The following is a 16,283-nucleotide window of genomic DNA, read 5'->3' as shown; positions in this document are numbered from 1 at the left end:
CCTGTTCAGCAGGAGCCCATGCTCCCGCAGGGGTGGAGAGCCGTCCACAGCATCATTTGCGGACGCTGCCGACATTAAATCCGGTCGGATAGTATTTCGATTTCCCGAAATCGAGCCCATGTGCCGAGCAGCGAAGCAGTAGCCAAAAGCACGAACCCGGTGAGGTAGACTGCCCAAGCAAGTCCGGTGCTGCCCCAGCCAAATCGCCCGTCCGCCAAACGGGCAGAGAAGACAAATACGCCCGCCAGCACGATCAAGGCTAGTAGCCCAACTCCAAGACGGGTCAGCCCTCTGAGTTGAGCCTCTTGCATGTCCGTCGCGCTCTTCCGCCCTTCTTTGACGATTTTAAGCAGTTCGTTGAAGCCGGACTGGAGGAACAGAACCAACCCGATCAAGAATATCATCACCGGGAGCAAGTCTACCCAGAGGGGCGCGGACGCGTTTAGGTCGGATGGCGCGACCCTGCACCAGATGGCACCGGCGATCATGAATAGGCCAATGCCCCCAAGGACGGCGGCTCGGCGTTGTCTGCCCTTTGTCATACCTAAATGGTTGCTGCTTCCGCGCCGACTGTCCACCTTGGGGCGAAGTCTCCTTTCCCCCCTCAGCGGACATTCCCTGCGTCCGCTGTCCGGGGCGTCGGTGCGCCCTGACGTCCGGCCTCAGCCGACCCGGTCCAGACGGGCGATGAAGAAGCCGTCCACGCCGCCCTTTTCCGCCCACATCGACGGCAGGATGCGCAGCCAGCCCTCGGGGGTGAGGGCTTCGTCGGGCGCGCCGACGTCTGCGGGAACGGCGGGCGCCGTCCTGAACGCCGTGTTGCGGCGCAGGAAGGCGATGATCTGGGTCTCGCCCTCCTCGCGCTCCAGCGAGCAGACGCAATAGACCAGCCGGCCGCCCGGCTTGACCCGTTCGGCGGCGGCGTCCAGCAGGCGGTGCTGGACGTCGGCCAGCTTGGCGACGTCGGCGGGCTTGGTGGCGCGCAGGACCTCGGGGTTGCGGCGGAAGGTGCCGGTGGCCGTGCAGGGGGCGTCGAGCAGGACGGCGTCGAAGCTGCGATCGTCCTCCCAGTCCTCGGCCGGGGTGGCCACGACCTCGGCGGTCAGGCCGGTGCGTTGCAGGTTTTCGGTCAGCCGCTTCAGCCGCACCGCCGAGCGGTCCAGCGCCACAACGGTCGCGCCCGAGGCCGCCAGCTGCAGCGTCTTGCCGCCCGGCGCCGCGCACAGGTCGATGACGGTTTCGCCGGCCTTCGGGGCCAGCAGCCGTCCCGGCACGGCCGCGGCCGCGTCCTGGACCCACCAGACGCCGTCGTCGAAGCCCGGCCAGGTGGCGACGTCGCCCCGGATCCCGGTGCGGACGGTCCCGCCCGGCAGGACCTCGCCCTCGACGGCCTCGGCGACGGCGGCGGGATCAACCCCGGGCTTGAGGCTGAGGTCCGTCGCCGGCTCCTCGCGCGCGGCCAGGGCCAGTCCGATCAGGGTCGGCTCGCCGTATGAGGCGCGCCAGCGGGCGGCCAGCCATTCGGGCAGATTGCTCTCGGCCGTGGTCAGGCCCGGCCCCTCGCGGTCGATGCCGCGCAGCACGGCGTTGACGAGGTTCTTGTACGGCCGGGTCTTCGGCTCGCGTTCCGCCAGTTTGACCGCCGTCGACACCGCCGCGAAGGCCGGCGTCTCGAGGATCAGCATCTGGGCCAGGGCGACGCGCAGGATGGTGCGGACCGCCAGCGGCGGCCCCTTCTGCAGCTTGCGGTCCAGAATCTGGTCGATCTCGCCCAGCCGGCGCAGCGCGGCCATGGCCACGGCGCGAGCGAAGGCCCGGTCCGGCCCCGGCAGGCTGGACACCTCACGGAAGGCCAGCGCCGCATCCAGTCCGCCGCGACCTTCCAGCGCCGCGTTCAGCAGAACGCCGGCGGCCAGCCGCGCCTCGACGCCGATGTCGGGACTGTCGTCGCGCGCATCCGCCGCGTCCGGTCTGGCCGGACGGGGCGAGCGCGTGGCGGCCCGCGCCTTGTCCGCCATGCGGCGGCCGCGCGCGGCGGAGCTGCGGCCCGCGGCGGGATCGCGGCTCAAACCGACACCTGCGTGCCCAGCTCGACCACGCGGCCGGGCGGGATATGGAAGAAGTCGGTCGGGTTGGCGGCGTTTCGCATCAGGAAGATATACAGGCGATCCTGCCACAGCGGCATGCCCTGGGTCGCCGAGGCGATGACCGAGCGGCGGCCGAGGAAGAAGCTGGTCGACATGATGTCGAACTTCAGCCCCTGTTTCCGGCACAGCCCCAGCGCCCTGGGCACATTGGGCTGCTCCATGAAGCCGTAGCTGATGGTCAGTTTCTTGAAGTCGTCGCTGATCGGCTCCAGCGATATCCGGTCCGCTTCGCGCACCCGGGGCCGGTCGGTCGTGCGCACCGTCAGGATGACGTTCTTCTCGTGCAACACCTTGTTGTGCTTGAGATTGTGCATCAGGGCGACCGGGGCGACGTCGGGGTCCGAGGTCAGGAAGATGGCCGTGCCCGGAGCCCGATGCGGCGGGCGGGCCCGCAGCATCTCGATCAAATCCGTCAGCGGCAGGCTGTCCTTGCGGGTTTTCTCCGACAGGATCTGGGTGCCGCGCACCCAGGTCCACATCAGCAGCACCAGCGCCGCGCCCAGCACCAGCGGCATCCAGGCCCCGTCCGGAATCTTCAGCAGGTTCGAGGTCAGGAAGACCGTGTCGATGAAGCCGAACGGGATCAGGGCGGCCAGCACGGCCCAGACCGGCCAGTTCCACTTATGCCGGATGACGGACCAGGCCATCAGGGTGTTGATCAGCATCACCCCGGTCACCGCGACGCCATAGGCGGCGGTCAGGTTGTGCGAGCTCTGGAACACGAACAGCAGCAACAGCACGCCGATCATCAGCAGGTTGTTGACCGCCGGCACATAGATCTGTCCGGCCTGGGTCTCGGAGGTGTTCTTGATCTCGATGCGCGGCAGCAGGCCCAGCTGGACCGCCTGCTGGGTCACCGAGAAGGCGCCGGTGATGACGGCCTGGCTGGCGATCACCGTCGCGGCCGTCGCCAGCCCCAGCATCGGCCAGTAGATTCCCGTCGGCACCATGCTCCAGAACGGATTCTCCGCCGCCTCGGGATGGGCCAGGATCAGGGCGCCCTGACCCAGATAGTTCAGGGTCAGGCATGGCAGGACGAAGCCGACCCAGCCGATGCGGATCGGCGCCTTGCCGAAATGGCCCATGTCGGCATAGAGCGCCTCGGCCCCGGTCACGGCGAGGAAGACGCTGCCCAGAATGACGAAGCCGAGGAAGCCGTCATTGATCAGCAGCATCACGCCATAGTGCGGCGACAGGGCGCGCAGGATGGAAACGTCGTCGAAGATGTGGATCAGGCCCAGCACGCCGAGGCTGAGGAACCAGACAGCCGTGATCGGACCAAAGAGCCGCGCCAGACCCGCCGTACCGCGCGCCTGGACCAGGAACAGCGCGATCAGAATGCCCGCGGCGATGGGCACGATGAAGGGATCCAGCTTCCCGCCCACGCCGGGCGCGTCCTTGACGCCCTCGATCGCCGACAGGACCGAAATGGCCGGGGTGATGATGCCGTCGCCATAGAACAGCGCCGCGCCGCAAATCCCGAGGATGAAGATGAGGGCGCTGCGCCGGCCCACCGCATGGGTGGCCAGGGCCATCAGGGCCAGGGTGCCGCCCTCGCCCTTGTTGTCCGCCCGCATCAGGAACATGACGTATTTGAACGTCACCACGATCATCAGCGCCCAGAAGGCCAGGGAGACCACGCCGATCACGGCCAGATCGCCGCCGACGCCCCGCTGGGCGTGGCCGATGGCCTCGCGCAGGGCGTAGAGCGGGCTGGTGCCGATGTCGCCGAACACCACGCCGATGGCGCCGATGATCAGGCCCCATTTGCCGGCCTTGACATGGCCGCCCTCGCCGGCCGCCGCGGGGTGCGGATGGGCCGGGGCGACAGACTTGTCGGAGGGTGTTCGGGAGTTCGAGGCGGCGGCGCCGGCGCCGTCTTCACCTTGGGGAGAGGCCCCGGCCATAGAGTTCCTCCGGGATCCCGCACAACGCGGTTCCCATCAAAAGAGCGGCGAGCCTTTAGGCTCTTTCATTGCGCGGTTCAATCGTGCTGCGGGTGCGAAGGTTGCATGGCCGCGCGCCCAGAAGTCGACCGGTTTGTGAAAGAGGCTGGCAACGCCTATCTTGAGGGTCGCACCATGTCAGACAGCCAACGTTTTCCCGTCGCCGCCCACACCCTGGCCTATCTGGCCCACAAGGGCGCGTTCTCGGCCGCCGATGCGGCGCCGAGCGCGGTTCTGGCCGCCTCCATCCCGACCAATCCCGTCGTCGTGCGGCGCGTGACCGCCCTGCTGGCCAAGGCCGGCCTGATCGCCACCCGGCCCGGCGCCTCGGGCGGGGCCTGGCTGCTGCACCGGCCGGAAGACATTTCGCTGGAAACCGTGCTGCGCGCCGTCAACGGCTGCGCCCACCTGGGGTCGCCGCCGGCGGGGGCCAAGGGCTGCCCGGTCAGCGAACACATCCCCCGTCAGGTCGCCAAGGCCCTGACCGCCGCCGACCAGGCCGCCGGCGCGGCCCTGTCGAAGATCACCATCGCCGATCTGCTGGACCACAATCCGGCCTCGCTGGCCGCCTTCGCTCCCCACGCATCCTGCCCGGTCGCCGCCTGAGATGAGCCTGCCCTCGCGGCCGCGTCCGGTCGTGCTGGTCACGGGCGCGTCCGCCGGCATCGGCGCCGCCCTCGCCCGGGTCTATGCGGAACATGGCTGGGATCTGGTGCTGACGGCCCGGCGCGAAGGCCCTCTGAAGGCCCTGGCCGAGGACCTTTCCCACACGGGCGCGACGACCACCGTCCTGACCGAAGACCTCGCCGACCCGGCCGCGCCGCGCCGCCTGTTCGACGCGATCGCGCAGCGGGGCCTGACCGTCGACGGCCTGATCAACAACGCCGGTTTCAGCCGCACCGCCGGCTTTCTCAACACCGACCCCGCCGCCCACGCCGCCATGATCCGCGTCATGCTGTCCGCGCCGGTCGAACTGGCCCGGCTGTTCGCCCCCGCCATGGTCGAGCGCGGCTATGGCCGCATCCTCAACATCGCCTCGCTTGCCGGTCAGATGCCCGCCACCGGCGGCGACACCCTGTACGGGCCGATCAAGAGCTTCCTGATCAAGGCCTCGCAGGGCCTGCATCTGGAGCTTCGCGGGACGGGCGTTCACGTCACCGCCCTGTGCCCCGGCTACACCCTGACCGAGTTCCACGACGTCAACGGGACCCGCGAAGAGGTATCGACCGCCTATCCCGCCTGGATGTGGCAGACGGCCGACCATGTGGCGCGCGTCGGTTACGCCGCCTGCGAGGCCAACCGGCCGAAGGTGACGCCCGGCGCGATGAACAACCTTCTGGCGGGGCTGGCCAAACATCTGCCCGACCGCATGGCCCTGAACATGGTCGGCGGGCATGCGAAACGGCTGAAGCGGATCTAGTGACCGCCCTGGGGATACGGCGTCGTCACCGCCCCCGAGATCATGCCGGGCAGGGCTTCGGACAGGCCCATCAGGATGAACTGGATCGCCAGGGCGCACAGGATCAGGCCCAGCACGCGGACGATGATGGCCATTCCCACCTCGCCCAGCAGGCGGCTGATCGGTCCGGTCAGGGCGAAACAGGCGAAGGTCGCCAGTCCGGCCGCGACGATGGCGACGACACCCGCCGCCTGGCCCGTGGGGCCGATCTTCTCGGCCTCGCCGGCCTGGATGATGATGGTCGAGATCGCGCCGGGCCCGATCAGCAGAGGCATGGCGAACGGCACCACCAGCCGCTGGAACCGGCGACGGGCATAGCCGCGCACATCCTTGGCGTCCGCCACGGCGTCGGCGTCGGCGAACATCTTGAGAAAATCCTCGCGGGTCATGTCGAGGCCCAGCAACAGCAGCAGGATGCCGCCCGCGATCCGGAACGCCGCCAGCGAAATGCCGAAGAACTGCAGCAGCCCCAGGCCGGTGAAGAAGAAAAAGGCCAGGAAGACGACGATGAACACGCAGATCAGGAACGACACCGACAGCCGCTGGCGCATGCTGGCGCCGGCCGTCGCGGCGGCGAAGATCGGCACGTTTCCGATCGGATCCACCAGGGCGAACAGGGCTACGAACAGGTTGACCCCCAGATCGACCGCGTCCATGTGCTGACCTCGCCCTGCAATTCACGTCCACGCGGCCATCAAGGCTGACGCCCGCCCGCGCGTCCAGCCCTAGCCGTTCAAGAGGAGCGACGCCATGACCCCCGGAACGACCCCCGCCAGGTCCGACTCCCGCCTGATCGTCGGCCTGGACCTGCCGTCCGTGGACGCGGCCCGCGCCATGGTCGACCGGCTGGGCGACGCCGTCAGCTTCTACAAGGTCGGCCTGACGCTTCTGGCCCGACCCGGCGGGGTGGCCTTTGCCCACGCCCTGCGGGCCGAAGGCAAGTCGGTGTTCCAGGACTGGAAGCTGCACGACATCGGCGCCCAGGTGGAGGGCGCCGCCCGCGCCGTGGCCGAGGGCGGCTGCGACCTGCTGACCGTCCACGCCGAACCCCAGGTGATGCGCGGTGCGGTCAAGGGGCGCGACGCGGCCGGGTCCGGCACGAAACTGCTGGCCGTCACTGTCCTGACCAGCCTGTCGGACGCCGACCTGATCGAGCTCGGCTACGGCTGCTCCGCCCCGGATCTGGTCGAGCGCCGGGTGCGGCAGGCCCTCGATTGCGGCGTCGACGGCGTGGTCTCCAGCCCGCTCGAAGCCGCCCGCGTGCGCGAGATCGCCGTCGCGGCCGGCCGACCCGATTTCCTGATCGTCACGCCGGGCGTGCGGCCCGCGGGCGTCGACAAGGGGGACCAGCAACGCGTGGCGACGCCCGCCGACGCCCTGCGCTCGGGCGCGACCCATCTCGTGGTCGCCCGGCCGGTGGTCGGCGCCGATGATCCGGTTCGGGCGGCGGCGGCCATCGCCGCCGAAATGAGCGCCGTCTAGCCTCGCTCGCCCGGCTCCTGGCGGTATTGCTGCCGGGGCGACGGTGCTTCGCCGCCGATGCCGTAGTACTGGTTCGGCGTCATGGGCGCCTCATAGACCGACGCAGGCGGAGGCTCCGGCGCATAGCCGTAAGGGGCCGGCTCGGGCGCATGAACGTAAGGCTCGCCGTCCCGGCCGTCGGGGCGGCAATCGCAATCGCGCCGCCCATCCATATAGCCCCGGTCGTATTCGCGGGCGCCGGTGACGTAGTCGCCGCCCCGGTCCTCGTGACGCTCTTCCCGGCGCCCATAGTCGGCGTCGCGATAGGCGGAACGGGCCTCGAACGACCCGTACTCCTCATAGGATTCGTACCGGCTTTCCTCGTACCGGCTCCCGGCGTAGCTGTCGTGGCGCTCGCTGTAGCCGTAGCGACCGCCGCGGTCGCCATCCTCATAGTACCGCGAGCCGCAGACAGGGGCGTAGCGCTCGTCGCGGCCGAAGCCGCCCAGGACATAGCCGAACGGGGCGGGGGCGCAGGCCCGGCCCTGGTAGACGGCTTCGTTGTAGACCGGGACGCCGTAAAAGCCGCCTGCGTCGCCGCCATAGCCGCCGCCGACATAGACCGCGCCGCCCCCGACCGCGCCGCGCGCGCCGCCGACATTGTAGGTCCGGGCGTTCAGATACGAACGGGCGGAGGCGCCGGCGTAGGCACTCGCGCTGGCGTTCGCATTGACGTTGACGTTGATGTTCCGGCCGCCGCCGGGGTGACCGCCGCCGCCACAGCCTCCGCCGCAACCGGGACGGCCGCCGCCCGTGGGACCGCCCGCGAACGCGGGGCTGGCGGCGAGGATCAGAAGAGCGGCTCCGGCCGCGACGGTAAGCATACGCATGAGACAGGCTCCGGTGTTGAGCCGTTGTAAGTCTCTGGAAAGAAAAGGGTTCGGATTGCACCGGAGGGGCGAAACCGGGCCGGTTCCTTTCCCCTCAGACCCTCCAATTTAACCTTACCGGCGCGATTCCCGCCGGATCAGCGGTCGTGGAAATAGACGTCGGCGCAGCCGCAACCGCGATCGTATCGCTAGCGGGTGTCCTGATCGTAACTCCCGCGCCAGGTCGACGGCGGGCGATCGTCGTCATAGCCCCACGCGTCGCGATAACCGGGCCGGGGCGGCGCATCGTACCGGCCGCCGCCATAGCCATGCCCATGGTCGCTTCCATGACCGTACGAGCGGTAGCCCGACCCATGGCGCGTGTATGGGCGGCCATAACCGGGCGCGGGCACATAGATCCGCGGCCGGTCGGAATATCCGTCCGCCCATCGGCCCGTCTCGACATAGGACCGGGTCTCGACCTCTGACAGCGGCGTACCGCCCACGGGCCGGCCATAAGCGTTGAGATAGACCGGCTGGCCATATGTCTGGGCCGAAACGGCGCCGGCGAGGGCGAGGGTGGCGAGGGCCGTGGCGGCGGCGAGCGATCGGAACATCGGCGGAGGTCTCCTGAACAGGACGGTTAACGCCGTTCGCCCGCCTTCGTTCGCTCAGCTCAGAAATCGACCGCCAGACCCTTCTTTTCCCAGTCGCCATAACGGGTCGGTTCGGGCCCGCGTGGCCCGCCATGCTCAGTCTGCAGTTCGGCTTCCGTCGCGGCGGCCCGGCGCCCGGCCGCTTCCAGCAGGGCGCGGCGCGCGGCCTCGCTCAGCGGCCGGTCGGGCGTGGCGTGGGGCACGTCCCGGTTCAGGGCCGGCGCGGCGTCGGGTTCGGGGGTGGGATGATCGGTCACAGCGGCCTCGCCTTGAGCCTGGGCGTTAAACCCCACAAGTTAGGGCTTCTCCCCGAAGGCGCCAGCGGCGTTCCAGTAAAACCGACATGAACCACCTGAAGACCTTCATTCTTCTTGCCGCCCTGACCGCCCTGTTCATGGGCGTCGGCTACATGATCGGTGGTGCGACAGGGATGTTGATCGCCCTGGTCGTCGCCGGCGGCCTGAACCTGTTCAGCTACTGGAACGCCGACAGGATCGTGTTGAAGATGTACCGGGCCCAGCCGGTCGACGAACAGCACCCCAACGCCGTGGTCCGCGCCTATGTCGCCGACGTGTCGCAGATGGCCCGGGACGCCGGCCTGCCCCGGCCCGTCATCGCCATCATCCCCAACGACCAGCCCAACGCCTTCGCCACCGGCCGCAACCCCGAAAACGCCGCCGTCTGCGCCACCACCGGCCTGCTGGACATGCTGACGCGCGGCGAGATCCGCGGCGTGATGGCCCACGAGCTGGCCCATGTGAAGAACCGCGACACCCTGACCATGACGGTCACCGCCACCGTCGCCGGCGCTATCGCCGCCCTGGCCAATTTCGCGATGTTCTTCGGCGGCGGCGACGATCGCGAACGGCCGGGCGGCGTCGTCGGGACCCTGGCGCTGATGATCGTGGCGCCCATGGCCGCCGGCCTGGTGCAGATGGCCATCAGCCGCTCGCGCGAATACGAGGCCGACCGCGTCGGCGCGGAGATCGCCGGGGACCCTCAAGCCCTCGCCTCGGCGCTGCAGAAGATCGACGGCCACGCCCGCCGCATCGTCAACACCACGGCCGAGCGCAATCCCGCCTCGGGCCAGTTGTTCATCATCAACCCGCTGGCCGGACGCGGCGCCGACAACCTGTTCTCGACCCACCCGGCCACCGGCAACCGCGTCAGAGCCCTCATGGAACAGGGAACGAAGGTCGGTCTTGCAGCCCGCCGCCCGGCTTTCGTCGAGGCCGCACCGCGGGCGGCGACGACCAGCGTGCCCTCGACGCCCACGATCCAGTCAGGCCCCTGGGGCTGACCCTGCCCCATTCCCGCCCTTGCATCGCGGGGCGTCTGGCCCTTTAAGCGCGCCGACACGCCCCAACGCCTCCCCGCGTTCGCCGAAAGACCCGTCATGACCCAGCCCGCCCCCAAGAAGGTCGTCCTCGCCTATTCCGGCGGCCTGGACACCTCGATCATCCTGAAATGGCTGCAGACCGAATACGGCGCGGAGGTCGTGACCTTCACCGCCGACCTGGGCCAGGGCGAGGAATTGGCGCCGGCGCGCGAGAAGGCGCTGAAGATGGGGATCAAGCCCGAGAACATCTTCATCGACGACCTGCGCGAGGAGTTCGTTCGCGACTATGTCTTCCCCATGTTCCGGGCCAACGCCCTGTACGAGGGCCAGTATCTGCTGGGCACCTCGATCGCGCGGCCGCTGATCGCCAAACGCCAGATCGAGATCGCCCGCATGGTCGGCGCCGACGCCGTCTGTCACGGCGCGACCGGCAAGGGCAACGACCAGGTCCGCTTCGAGCTCGGCTATTATGCGCTCGAGCCCGACATCCGCGTCATCGCGCCGTGGCGCGAGTGGGATTTCAAGTCGCGCGAACACCTGCTCGACTTCGCCGAGAAGCACCAGATCCCGATCGCCAAGGACAAGCGCGGCGAGGCCCCGTTCAGCGTCGACGCCAACCTTCTGCACTCGTCCAGCGAGGGCAAGGTGCTGGAGGACCCGTCGGTCGAGGCCCCGGAGTTCGTGCACCAGCGCACCCTGTCGCCTGAAGACGCGCCCGACGTCGCCACCGTCATCACCATCGGCTTCGAAAAAGGCGACCCGGTCTCGATCAACGGCGAGGCGATGTCGCCGGCGACCCTGCTGACCGCCCTGAACCAGTACGGCCACGACAACGGCATCGGCCGGCTGGACCTGGTCGAGAACCGCTTCGTCGGCATGAAGTCGCGCGGCGTCTACGAGACCCCGGGCGGGACCATCCTGCTGGCGGCCCACCGCGGCATCGAGTCCATCACCCTCGACGGCGGGGCCATGCATCTGAAGGACGAGCTGGCGGTCAAATACGCCCATCTGGTCTACAACGGCTTCTGGTTCTCGCCCGAGCGCGAGATGCTGCAGGCGGCCATCGACCACTCCCAGACGAAGGTGTCGGGGACGGTGCGGGTCAAGCTGTACAAGGGCAATGCGACCGTCATCGGCCGCGAGAGCGCCGAGAGCCTGTACGACCAGGAACTGGTCACTTTCGAGGACGGCGCCGTCGCCTATGACCAGAAGGACGCCGCCGGCTTCATCAAGCTGAACGCCCTGCGCCTGCGGGTTCTGGGCAAGCGGGACGCGCGCGACCGGGGCTGATCGCGAGGAAATTCGCCTCGCGCCGTTCCGGAATATCCGTCATTCTCCCGGCGGGAGCATGGCTCCTTCCGCGCACCAGGAGCCGTCATGTCCATCCGAATGATCCTCGCCGCCTCGGCCGCCCTGGCCTTCGCCGCCCCCGCCTTCGCCCAGGACGCGCCGGCCGCGCCGCCGGCCGCCGAAGCGGTCGATCCCGCCGAGGCCGCGCTGGAGGCGAAGGGGGAGGCCTTCGGCGCCCGGATGCAGGCGATGGGGACCGAGATGCAGGCCGCGATAACGGCCGCGGCCGGGGATCAGGCCGCCGCCGACGCCGCTCTGGACGCCATCGTCGCCCGGTACCAGCCCGAAGCCGACGCCTTCGGCGTCGAGCTCAAGGCCTTCTTCGAGGCGAAGGCGGCCGCCGGGACCGAGGAGCAGAAGGCGGAGATGGCGACGGCGGCCTCGACCGTCGTGCCCATGATCCAGGGCCTGCCCGCCATGGTGCGCGGCCAGATCACACAGGCCGCCGCGGCCGCGGCGGCGCCCGCCGGACCTGCGGCGCCGCAATAAGTTATTGATCCGGAAGGCGGCGGCTGCGCGCCCGCCGCCTTACCACGATTTCACTTGAGACCGGACGGCGTTCGGCGGAACCTGGGCGTGCACGCTCAAGGAACCCGACCGATGATCAAGGCCCTCTCCCTCGCCGCCGCCCTGGCCCTGCTGCCGCTCTCGGCCGCCGTCGCCGCTGATGTGCGCGGCCCGTCCGAAGACGCGCTGGAAGCCGCCGCCGACGCCTTCGAGGCCCGCATGGAGGCCTTCGGCGAACGCGCCGAGGCCATTTCCGAAGACAAGAGCCTGACCAAGGACCAGCGCGAGCTGCGCATCGCCGCCCTCTGGACCGAATATCAGCCCGACGTCACCGCCTTCACCGCCGCGGCCACGCAGCACGCCTCGTCCATCGCCGCCGAGGCCCTGGCCGAAATCGATGTGAACGCGGTCGTCGCCGAGGCCCTGGCGGGCGTCGATATCGGCGCGGTCGTCTCGGAAGCCATGGCCGAGGTCCCCGGCGCCCTGGCGGCCGCCCAGGGCATCGCCACGAACGGCGCCTGGGCCTCCAATGACCCGGAACACATGGCCACCTACGGCCTGGTGGCCGAATACACCGTCGGCGAGGCCATGGATTCACTGGACGAAGCCGGGGTCGCCGTCGCGGTCAGCGGCGAAGCGGTCGAGGCTCCGGCCACGGCCGACGAAGACTGATCCGCCCGGCCGGGCTGGCGCAACCGCGCCACACAGCCTCCCCGAGCGGCGGGCCCGCCGCTCGACAGGCTTGACCGTAGCCCCGCGCCGCCCGACAGGACGGCATGGACAGCCTGCCCGTCGATCCGCACCTGTATCTGACCTTCCTCGGGGTCATGACGGTGATGGCGATCACCCCCGGCCCGGCCAACATCTTCTCGGTCGCCAACGGGGTCCAGCGTGGCAAGGCCGGGGCGCTTCTGGGCGTGGTCGGCATGAACGCCGCCACCCTGGTCTGGTTCGCGGCGGCGGCCCTCGGCCTCGGGGCGCTGGTGATCGCCTTTCCCCAGGTCTTCCGGCTGATTTCGATCGGCGGGGCCCTGTATGTGGCGTGGCTGGGCGTCAACGCCCTGCGCGGCGCCTTCCGCACGGCCGCCGATCCCGATGCGCCGACGGTCAGGATGGGACGCAGCGCCCTGGTCGACGGCTTCATGGTGCAGATCGCCAACCCCAAGGCGGTGCTGTTCTTCACCGCCGTCCTGCCGCCCTTCCTCGATGTGAACCGTCCGGCGGCGCCTCAACTGGCGCTGTTCGCCGTCGCCACCATCGGCATGGACGTGCTTTCCATGTCCGCCTACGGTCTGGGCGGGGCGGCCCTGGCTCGGCGCATGGGCGAGCCGCGTTTCCGCAAGGGGTTCGCCCTCATGACGGGTCTTCTTCTTCTGGCCGCGGCCGTCCTTATTGTTACGCGTTTATAAGGGTTTGTGTCAGAACGGAACGACGCCGTTCATGTCCCGTTCAGCAGGCAGGGCGCGTCATGTCGCGTCAAGGAGAGTTCCCATGAGACATCGGTTCCTCAGGTCCGCGCTTCTGGCGGCGACGGCGGCTCTCGCCCTGTCCGCCTGCGCCACGGCCACCCCCTACGGTCCCGCCGGCCAGGGCAGCCGTTACGGCTATTCCGAACAGCGCGTCGACGCCGACCGATACCGCGTCAGCTTCTCGGGCAATTCCGTCACCTCGCGCGACCAGGTCGAGATGGCCCTGCTGCTGCGGGCCGCCGAGGTCACCGCCGAGAACGGCTATGACTGGTTCGCCACGGTCAACCGCGCCACCGACCGCGACGTGCGCCTGCAGGCCACGCCCGATCCCTTCTACTACGACCGGTACGGCCCCTACTGGGGTCCGTCGTGGCGCTATTACCGCCGCGGCTACTGGAGCCCGTGGGGCGATCCCTTCTGGGGCAGCCGCGATTTCGACGTGCGCGAGATCGACCGCTACGAGGCCTCGGCCGAGATCGTCATGGGCCGCGGCGCCAAGCCGGCCGGCGACCCCAACGCCTTCGACGCCCGCGAGGTCATCTCCAACCTCGGTCCGCGCGTCACCCGGCCCATGTAGGTGGCTAGTGGCTAGTGATTGTTGGCTGGCGATTCGTGGGTCGTGCAATGCTGTGGTGCACCTCACTAGCCACTAGCCACTAGCCACTCCTTCAGCCCACGCGCGGCGACTTGAGCCGGCGCTTGTTGACGTGGGTTTCGGGCGCCGTGCCCAGATCCTCGGGAATCTCGCCCTTGAAATAATAGCGCTGCCACGCCTCCTTGGCCGCGTCCGGGTCGCCCGAGGCCAGACGCTTGTTGAAGTCGGTGCGGGCGCGGTTCCACGCCTCGAACTGGCCGTGCATGACCGGATTGGACTCCAGCGACCGGATCACCGGCTGCATGGTCTCGACCTTGCGGTGCTCGATCGGGGTGATGAAGCAGAAGGGTTCGCCCTTTTCGAACTTCACCTTGCCCGGCCGGGTGAACAGCCAGTTCATGGTGAAGGGGAAGGGCAGCCAGTCGGTTTCGATCAGACCGACCAGCGGCTGGATGCCGTCCTTCAGATGGTTGGGCGAACCGCCCGCCAGCAGGCCCCAGCCCGGCGGCGTGCGGAACAGATATTGCGGATGCATGGTCAGGACCCCACGCGAGAAGTGCGAGGTCACCACATGCGTCAGGTCCGCGTTCGGCCGCTCCGGCGTGATGACGATGTCGGCCTGGCTGGGCCCGCCGTTCCATTCGGCGGTGAAGGTCAGGGGACACAGGATCTCCCAGCCCGTGGTGTTGGCCATGGTCAGCGGCAGGCAGCGATAGGGGTGCCGGCTGGCGAAGGCGTCCATCCAGTTGCGCGACTGCCGGCCGGGCACCAGGTCCGGCGGCGTTTGCGTCATCGGATAGCATTCGAGTTCCACAGGGAGCCTCCGGGCGGTATCGAGGGGACGTCCCTATCCCTAGCGAAGCCGTATGACCGAACACAAGCCGACGCCGCCCGCTTACGACCGCGACCGCCTGCTCGGCTGGATGAAGGAGCAGGGGATCGCCTCGACGACGCACGACCACCCGGCCGTCTTCCGCGTCGAGGAGGGTCAGGCGCTCAAGGCCGCCCTGCCCGGCGCCCACACCAAGAACCTGTTCCTGAAGGACAAGAAGGGCCGGCTGTGGCTGATTTCGGCGCGCCAGGACACGGTGGTCGACCTGAAACGGGCGCATCGGACGATGGGCTCGGACCGGCTGTCGTTCGGCAATGAGGTCCTGCTGTATGAGACCTTGGGCGTGCGCGGCGGCTCGGTCACGGCGCTGGCCCTGATCAACGACCCGGACCGGCGCGTCGCCTTCGTGCTCGACAAGGCGCTGTGGGACGCGGAGATCGTCAACTTCCACCCGCTGACCAATACGGCCACGATGGCGCTGGCGCAGGCGGATTTCCGGCGCTTCCTGTCGCTGATCGGGCGGGAGCCGATGGTGGTGGATTTCAGCCGGCTGGAGGGCTGACGCCGGAATCAGTGACGCCTCACCCCTTATGCTGAAGCTTCGGCGACGCTTTACTGTAGAGGTTGAAATACCGACCCTGACCGGCTGTGTCGGAAACTTGTCATAGGAACTGAATGGGCGGCGAAAGCTTGTGGTCCCATCGGATCATTTGTCAGGAATTCTCGTCATGTTCATGCACAACAAGCGCTTGATGTATACTGTCAGGGTTGCGGAGCCCAACCCGGGGCTGGCGACGCTGTTGCTGGAGCAGTTCGGCGGCCCGCAGGGGGAGCTGGCGGCGGCCATGCGCTACTTCACCCAGGCGTTGGCGGAAGAGGACCCGGGCCGCAAGGACATGCTCATAGACATCGCCACCGAGGAGCTGAGCCACCTCGAGGTGATCGGCTCGATCGTCTCCATGCTGAACCGCGGCGCCAAGGGCGAACTGGCCGAAGCGTCGAAGACCGAGGCCGAGCTCTACATGTCGCTGAACAACCAGGGCGAAAGCCACACGACCTCGATCCTGTACGGTGGAGGACCGGCGCTGGTGAACTCGGCGGGCGTGCCGTGGACGGCCGCCTATATCGACTCGATCGGCGACCCGGCCTGCGACCTGCGCTCCAACATCGCCGCCGAGTCGCGGGCCAAGATCGTCTATGAGCGGCTCATCAACGTGACCGACGACCCGGGCATCAAGGAGGCGCTCGGCTTCCTCATGACCCGCGAGGTCGCGCACCAGAAGTCGTTCGAGAAAGCCCTGTATTCGATCGAGCCCAATTTCCCGCCGGGCAAGATCCCCGCCGATCCGGCCTTCGCTGACAAATACTACAACATGTCCCAGGGCGAGGGTGACGCACGCGGGCCCTGGAACGAGGGCGAGCAGTGGGAATTCGTCGATGAGCGCGAAGACCAGATGGCCGTCGATGGCGGCGACGGCACGGCGAGCGTCAGGCTGAACGCCGCGCAGAAGAAGACCATCGCCGCCCTGTCGGAGCGCCTCGCCTCCGACCCCGCCAGCAACCCGATCACCGGCGCCGATCTGGGCGCGGGTCCGGGGGCCGGATCGACGACGCCGCTCGAGTAGGGCGCCCAGCGTAAGAGACTGCCCGAGA

The 16,283-nt window shown here is 68.8% G+C and carries 19 protein-coding genes; 11 read left to right on the top strand and 8 right to left on the bottom strand.

Annotation, left to right across the window (positions count from 1 at the left end; all coding sequences use genetic code 11):
• Positions 1-74: 74 nt before the first annotated feature.
• From PSV23_RS14960 to PSV23_RS14950, 3 genes are all read right to left on the bottom strand, one after another.
• A complete protein-coding gene (locus tag PSV23_RS14960) occupies positions 75-404 on the bottom strand; it encodes a hypothetical protein (protein WP_300470444.1) in 330 nt (109 codons plus the stop codon).
• A gap of 258 nt (positions 405-662) precedes the next feature.
• Positions 663-2,018, bottom strand: coding sequence for an RsmB/NOP family class I SAM-dependent RNA methyltransferase (locus PSV23_RS14955; protein WP_370461090.1), 1,356 nt, complete (start codon positions 2,016-2,018; stop codon positions 663-665).
• A 47-nt stretch (positions 2,019-2,065) separates the two neighbouring features.
• On the bottom strand, positions 2,066-4,054 hold the full coding sequence (locus PSV23_RS14950) for a potassium transporter Kup (protein ID WP_300470439.1): 1,989 nt from the start codon (positions 4,052-4,054) through the stop codon (positions 2,066-2,068).
• A gap of 174 nt (positions 4,055-4,228) precedes the next feature.
• On the opposite strand from PSV23_RS14950, the gene PSV23_RS14945 reads away from it, so the two are divergent.
• The gene (locus PSV23_RS14945) at positions 4,229-4,699 is read left to right on the top strand and encodes an Rrf2 family transcriptional regulator (protein WP_300470438.1); all 471 of its coding nucleotides are present in this window, start codon (positions 4,229-4,231) and stop codon (positions 4,697-4,699) included.
• A 1-nt stretch (position 4,700) separates the two neighbouring features.
• Positions 4,701-5,513, top strand: a complete 813-nt coding sequence (locus PSV23_RS14940; RefSeq protein WP_300470434.1) for an SDR family oxidoreductase — start codon at positions 4,701-4,703, stop codon at positions 5,511-5,513.
• On the opposite strand, the gene PSV23_RS14935 is transcribed toward PSV23_RS14940, so the two are convergent.
• A complete protein-coding gene (locus PSV23_RS14935) occupies positions 5,510-6,208 on the bottom strand; it encodes a MarC family protein (protein ID WP_300470432.1) in 699 nt (232 codons plus the stop codon). The genes PSV23_RS14940 and PSV23_RS14935 overlap by 4 nt on opposite strands.
• Positions 6,209-6,302: 94 nt before the next feature.
• Between PSV23_RS14935 and pyrF the strand changes: the two genes are divergently transcribed.
• Entirely contained in the window at positions 6,303-7,034 is a 732-nt protein-coding gene (pyrF, locus tag PSV23_RS14930) for an orotidine-5'-phosphate decarboxylase (RefSeq protein WP_300470430.1), read from the top strand.
• Here pyrF and PSV23_RS14925 read toward each other — a convergent pair.
• From PSV23_RS14925 to PSV23_RS14915, 3 genes are all read right to left on the bottom strand, one after another.
• On the bottom strand, positions 7,031-7,903 hold the full coding sequence (locus tag PSV23_RS14925; RefSeq protein WP_300470427.1) for a hypothetical protein: 873 nt from the start codon (positions 7,901-7,903) through the stop codon (positions 7,031-7,033). The two genes, pyrF and PSV23_RS14925, sit on opposite strands and share 4 nt — an antisense overlap.
• A gap of 188 nt (positions 7,904-8,091) precedes the next feature.
• Complete coding sequence (locus PSV23_RS14920; protein ID WP_300470424.1) at positions 8,092-8,499, bottom strand: hypothetical protein; 408 nt, start codon at positions 8,497-8,499, stop codon at positions 8,092-8,094.
• A gap of 59 nt (positions 8,500-8,558) precedes the next feature.
• Positions 8,559-8,795 carry a DUF1674 domain-containing protein gene (locus PSV23_RS14915; protein ID WP_300470421.1) on the bottom strand — a complete coding sequence of 79 codons (237 nt, stop codon included), beginning with the start codon at positions 8,793-8,795 and terminating at the stop codon, positions 8,559-8,561.
• A gap of 86 nt (positions 8,796-8,881) precedes the next feature.
• Between PSV23_RS14915 and htpX the strand changes: the two genes are divergently transcribed.
• The 6 genes from htpX (at position 8,882) to PSV23_RS14885 (ending at position 13,780) form a co-directional block, all read left to right on the top strand.
• The gene (gene htpX / locus PSV23_RS14910; RefSeq protein ID WP_300470419.1) at positions 8,882-9,838 is read left to right on the top strand and encodes a zinc metalloprotease HtpX; all 957 of its coding nucleotides are present in this window, start codon (positions 8,882-8,884) and stop codon (positions 9,836-9,838) included.
• 96 nt (positions 9,839-9,934) lie between these two features.
• The gene (locus PSV23_RS14905; protein WP_300470417.1) at positions 9,935-11,167 is read left to right on the top strand and encodes an argininosuccinate synthase; all 1,233 of its coding nucleotides are present in this window, start codon (positions 9,935-9,937) and stop codon (positions 11,165-11,167) included.
• A gap of 87 nt (positions 11,168-11,254) precedes the next feature.
• Positions 11,255-11,716 carry a translation initiation factor IF-2 gene (locus PSV23_RS14900; RefSeq protein ID WP_300470416.1) on the top strand — a complete coding sequence of 154 codons (462 nt, stop codon included), beginning with the start codon at positions 11,255-11,257 and terminating at the stop codon, positions 11,714-11,716.
• A gap of 111 nt (positions 11,717-11,827) precedes the next feature.
• Complete coding sequence (locus PSV23_RS14895) at positions 11,828-12,406, top strand: hypothetical protein (RefSeq protein ID WP_300470414.1); 579 nt, start codon at positions 11,828-11,830, stop codon at positions 12,404-12,406.
• 104 nt (positions 12,407-12,510) lie between these two features.
• On the top strand, positions 12,511-13,143 hold the full coding sequence (locus PSV23_RS14890) for a LysE family translocator (protein WP_300470412.1): 633 nt from the start codon (positions 12,511-12,513) through the stop codon (positions 13,141-13,143).
• A gap of 82 nt (positions 13,144-13,225) precedes the next feature.
• Entirely contained in the window at positions 13,226-13,780 is a 555-nt protein-coding gene (locus tag PSV23_RS14885) for a hypothetical protein (RefSeq protein WP_300470410.1), read from the top strand.
• Positions 13,781-13,871: 91 nt separating this feature from the next.
• On the opposite strand, the gene PSV23_RS14880 is transcribed toward PSV23_RS14885, so the two are convergent.
• Positions 13,872-14,612 carry a DUF6065 family protein gene (locus tag PSV23_RS14880; RefSeq protein ID WP_300470407.1) on the bottom strand — a complete coding sequence of 247 codons (741 nt, stop codon included), beginning with the start codon at positions 14,610-14,612 and terminating at the stop codon, positions 13,872-13,874.
• Between the two features lie 52 nt (positions 14,613-14,664).
• Here PSV23_RS14880 and PSV23_RS14875 point away from each other — a divergent pair, with 52 nt between their 5' ends.
• Positions 14,665-15,192 (top strand): prolyl-tRNA synthetase associated domain-containing protein, encoded by a 528-nt coding sequence (locus PSV23_RS14875; RefSeq protein ID WP_300470404.1) that lies wholly within the window; start codon positions 14,665-14,667, stop codon positions 15,190-15,192.
• A 166-nt stretch (positions 15,193-15,358) separates the two neighbouring features.
• Entirely contained in the window at positions 15,359-16,255 is an 897-nt protein-coding gene (locus PSV23_RS14870; protein ID WP_300470402.1) for a manganese catalase family protein, read from the top strand.
• Positions 16,256-16,283: the final 28 nt, after the last annotated feature.

The organism is Brevundimonas sp., assembly GCF_029946145.1.
Taxonomy (GTDB): Bacteria; Pseudomonadota; Alphaproteobacteria; order Caulobacterales; family Caulobacteraceae; genus Brevundimonas.
This window is presented reverse-complemented; position numbering and strand designations above follow the sequence as displayed.